This is a genomic window from Paracoccus angustae (genome assembly GCF_042648745.1).
Lineage (GTDB): Bacteria > Pseudomonadota > Alphaproteobacteria > Rhodobacterales > Rhodobacteraceae > Paracoccus > Paracoccus angustae.
On record NZ_JBHRXY010000093.1, the window covers coordinates 1 to 2,573 of the forward strand.

General features: G+C 64.9%; 3 protein-coding genes. All 3 read right to left on the reverse strand.

What is annotated here, in order from left to right; genetic code table 11:
- The coding region (gene tnpC, locus ACFOM8_RS22795) for an IS66 family transposase (RefSeq protein WP_377764655.1) at positions 1-1,620 on the reverse strand (1,620 nt) is incomplete at its 3' end.
- Positions 1,621-1,683: 63 nt separating this feature from the next.
- Entirely contained in the window at positions 1,684-2,037 is a 354-nt protein-coding gene (tnpB, locus tag ACFOM8_RS22800; RefSeq protein WP_221828616.1) for an IS66 family insertion sequence element accessory protein TnpB, read from the reverse strand.
- Entirely contained in the window at positions 2,034-2,483 is a 450-nt protein-coding gene (tnpA, locus tag ACFOM8_RS22805) for an IS66-like element accessory protein TnpA (protein WP_265501446.1), read from the reverse strand. The genes tnpB and tnpA overlap by 4 nt, the downstream gene beginning before the upstream one ends.
- Positions 2,484-2,573: the final 90 nt, after the last annotated feature.

Sequence of the window (2,573 nt, forward strand, 5' to 3'; positions counted from 1 at the left end):
GTCCTTGGCCAAGTGGCCGTGGGCGAGACGGGTGAACAGATCGCGCAGATAGGCATAGGGTTCGACGCCGTTCATCTTGCAGGTGCCGATCAGGCTGGCGTAGTTGGCCCAACTCCTGCCACCCTCATCGTGACCCGCAAAAAGCGCATTTCGGCGATTCATGGCCGGGCTGCGGATGGCATTTTCAACCAGGTTGGAGTCGATGTCGACGCATCCATCGTCAAGAAACAGCCGGAAGCCGTCCTGACGCTTCAGCATGTAGCTCATCGCCACGCCGAGGTCAGACTTGCGCGAGACCCGTGCGGCCTGCGCCTCCAACCAGGCGAAGAAGGCATCCACCAAGGGGCGGGACAGGTCCTGGCGGACAGCCCGGCGCCCATCGGGATTGGCGCCGCGGATGCTGTCCTCGACCTTGTAGACCGCCGCAATGCGGAGCAGCGCTTCATCGACGATGGGCGAGCCCTTCTTGGGCTTGGCCTTGATCAGCTTGCGCCGCCCATGCGCCCAGCAGAAGGCCAAGCGGAGTGGATCACCGCCCGTGCGTTTCGGCGTGGCCAAGTGGGTATAGCCGCCATAGGCATCGACCTGGATCGTGCCGTTGAAGCCTTCCAGGATCTCGGCGGCATACTCGCCATTCCGCCCCGGCCGATAATGGAACACCACCCCCGGCGGCGCCGGGCCGTTCCAGCCACGATCATCGCGCAGCACCGCCCAGAGATAGCCGGTTTTCGTCTTGCCGCGCCCGGGATCGAGCACCGGGGCGGTGGTCTCGTCGACATAAAGCCGGGTGCTGTCCGCGATCAGGCGCTTGGCCATATGCTCGACCACAGGGGCGATCAGCGCGCCGGTCCGACCCATCCAGTCAGCCAGCACCGAGCGGTCGATCGGCACGCCGTGACGGGCCATCACCACGGCCTGCCGGTTCAGCGGCATGTGCTCGGAATATTTGGCGACGGCAATCTGCGCCAGAAGCGCCTCGGTGGGCCAACTGCCCTCCAGCAGATGCGCGGGCGCCTTGGCCTGGACGACGCCTGTGCGCCCCTTGGGACAGGCGTATCGGGGGCGCACCGTGACGATCACCTGATAGCGCGCCGGGATGTAATCCAGCCGCTCGGACCGGTCCTCGCCGATCCGGACCATGTCGCCGCAGCCGCAGGGACAGGCGATGCTGTCGGGCTCGATCACGCGCAGGTCGCGCGGCAGGCCCTCGGGCAGGGCCCGCCCCTTGCGGGGCGCCCGGGGCGTTCTCTTCTCGGGGTCCGGTTCGCTGGCCGCGATCCTGTCCTCGACAGCGGCGATCCGGGCCTGCGTCTCGGCGACGGCCGTTTCCAGATCTTCCAGCGCCAGTTCCAGTTGGGCCGGGTCCAGCTTTTCCGACTTCGGCCCGAACTTCGTGCGCCGGTAGTCCTGAACCTGGCCTTCCAGCCGCTCGATCAGCGCCTTCAACTCGGTAATGAAGGCCTCTTTCTCAGCCACCACCGCTTGCTCATGCTGACGCGCCGCACGCTCAACCACGACCTCGAACTGCGCTGCCTCCAACGCCGCCTGCTGGGCGGCAAAGGCCTGCACCACCTCGGGCGGCAAGTTCGGGAACCGGCTGAGATCGAAGGATTGCGACATGCGCCTTCTTACCCGATCCGGTGCAGAAAGCCCATAAAAACAATGCCAAAGCCGCCTGCTGAGTCATCCTGCCGCAGTCGGTGGAAGCACTTTCGGCGTGCTGATCCTGAGCCACTCGGCTCCTTCGAACAGGGCCTCATATTGCGCTCGTGACAGCTGCATCACCCCGTCCTGAACCCGGGGCCAGCAGAATTTTGAAACTTCCAGAACCTTGTAGATCAGCACGAGGCCTGTGCCATCCCATACCAGGATCTTCAGCCTGTCTCCTCGCTTCGAGCGGAACACCACCGTCACACCCGAATACGGATCCAGCTTCAATTCGGTCTGCACCATCAGCGCCAAAGCATTATGCCCGCAGCGGAAGTCCACCGGCTTCGTCGCGATCAGGATCGGCAGCCGTTGGCCCGCGACGATCATGCTGCACCGCACAAGGCACGGATCAGGGCCGCGGCCCGCTCGACGGGAACTTCGCTCGGCACACGCAGCACCACATCGCCACCGATCTCGACGCTCATGACACCCGCCACGATCGCGGCTCTCTCCGGCAGCTTCGCCGATCTCGTCGGTTCGGCCGCAATGGCCAGAGGAACAAAGACCGGCTCGCCAGAAACCTCGGACGGCAGCGACAGCCCCTCCAGCAGATCAGCCGGAAGCGCAAGAAGCCCCTGGCGAGCTCGGCGCCGCCAATCCGAAAGCTGGTGCGGGACAAGACCATGGCGTGCCGCGACATCCACCACCCGTGCTCCAGGAGCGAGGCTTTCTGCCACGATCCGAGCCTTCACCTCGTCTGGCCACCGCCGGTTCCCGCGCCGAGGCTCAACAACCTCGCACTGACCGACAAAACCTTCTCCACCATCTGCCATATCGCCTCTCCGTCTGCTTCGACGGACAGGTGGCAGAGACCACCCAAGCCAGGAATGCGCAAAATCAATGGGTCAGAGACGGCGCATACG

Coding starts and splice junctions, on each gene's coding strand:
- tnpB (WP_221828616.1), bottom strand. CDS start 2,037: ATGATCGTCGCGGGCCAACGGCTGCCGATCCTGATCGCGACGAAGCCG.
- tnpA (WP_265501446.1), bottom strand. CDS start 2,483: ATGGCAGATGGTGGAGAAGGTTTTGTCGGTCAGTGCGAGGTTGTTGAG.